This is a genomic window from Streptomyces sp. NPDC006393, assembly GCF_040628575.1.
Classification (GTDB): domain Bacteria; phylum Actinomycetota; class Actinomycetes; order Streptomycetales; family Streptomycetaceae; genus Streptomyces.
This window is the reverse complement of the sequence record NZ_JBEXZD010000227.1, coordinates 1-1344: the sequence shown is the minus strand read 5'-3', so window position 1 is coordinate 1344 and position 1344 is coordinate 1. Positions and strand designations below refer to the sequence as shown.

Here is a 1344-nt window from a genome sequence, read left to right as displayed (position 1 = left end):
CCATCGGCCTGGTCACCACCTACACCTATGACGGCGTGGGCCAGGTCACCAGCCAGAAGGTCGTCTCGGACACCTACCCGAACGGCCTGGTGACGTCGTACACGTACGACGCCGCCGGCCAGGTGGTCGAGGAGCACGACCCGCAGCTCACCGACCGCGTCACCGGCGCCACGCACGCCGCCGTCACCAGCACGGTCTACGACGAGGACGGCAACACCACCTCGCAGACCGTCTCCGACGCGAGCGGCGGAGACAAGGCCCGCACGCAGACGTGGACCTACGACGGCTACGACCACGTGCTGACCGAGGCCGACGCCAACGCGGCCGAGGGCGCCGCCAACGGCAACACCACCACGTACACGTACGACTCCTCCGGCAACAAGACGAAGGAAGTCACCAGCGCCGGGAACGAGACCCGGTACACCTACGACGACAACGGCAACCTGCTCACGCAGGGCGTGATGTACACCGGCGACCCGACGAACCCGCAGTCGCCGGCCCTGCTCACCGAGTCCTCCCGGGCCTACGACCCGGCCGGACGGCTCGCGTCGATCACCGACGCGATGGGCAACACCACGTCGTACACGTACACCGACGACGGTCTGACCGCGACGGTGAAGCGGACCAGTGCCGACGGCAAGAGCACCTACGTGCTGGAGTCCGACAACTACGACGCGGCCGGCAACCTGCTCCAGTCGACCACGGACAACGGCGAGACCGTCACCAAGTACACCGTCGACGCCGCCTCCCGGACCACCTCCACCGAGCTGGACCCGACCGGCGTGGACCGGGTGACCACGGTGTCGTACACCCCGGACGACCAGGTCGCCACCGAGAACGACCACGACACCTCGGGCTACGACCGCACCACCACCGACACCTACGACGACATGGGCAACCTGCTCAGCGAGACGCTGTACGGGGACGCCTCCGGTCACCCGGCCGCCTGGTGGAAGCTCGACCAGACCTCCGGCACCAACGTCACCGACGCCTCCGGCACCGGCAACACCGCCACCGCCACCGACGTCACCTGGAACGACGGCGCCGCCACGCTCAACGGCACCAGCAGCCACCTGACCACCAGCGGCCCCGTGCTGGACACCAGCAGCTCCTACACGGTCTCGGCGTGGGTGAAGCTGGACAGCGTCCCGACGCACAACAGCACCGTGCTCAGTCAGGACGGCACCCACCGCAGCCCGTTCTACCTGGGGTACGAGAACAGCTCGGGCACCTGGGCACTGCGGGCGGTGAGCCAGGACGCCCCGGTGGGCGGCACCTGGTCGTACCAGAAGGTGGCGGCGACCAGCGCGCCGACGACCGGCGCGTGGACCCAGATCACCGGCG

Annotated in this window: 1 protein-coding gene; it reads left to right on the top strand. The window is 69.2% G+C overall.

Annotation, left to right across the window (positions count from 1 at the left end; translation table 11 throughout):
* Nucleotides 1–1344: LamG-like jellyroll fold domain-containing protein (locus tag ABZ484_RS38715; protein WP_358870636.1), on the top strand; the 1344-nt coding region annotated here is incomplete at both ends.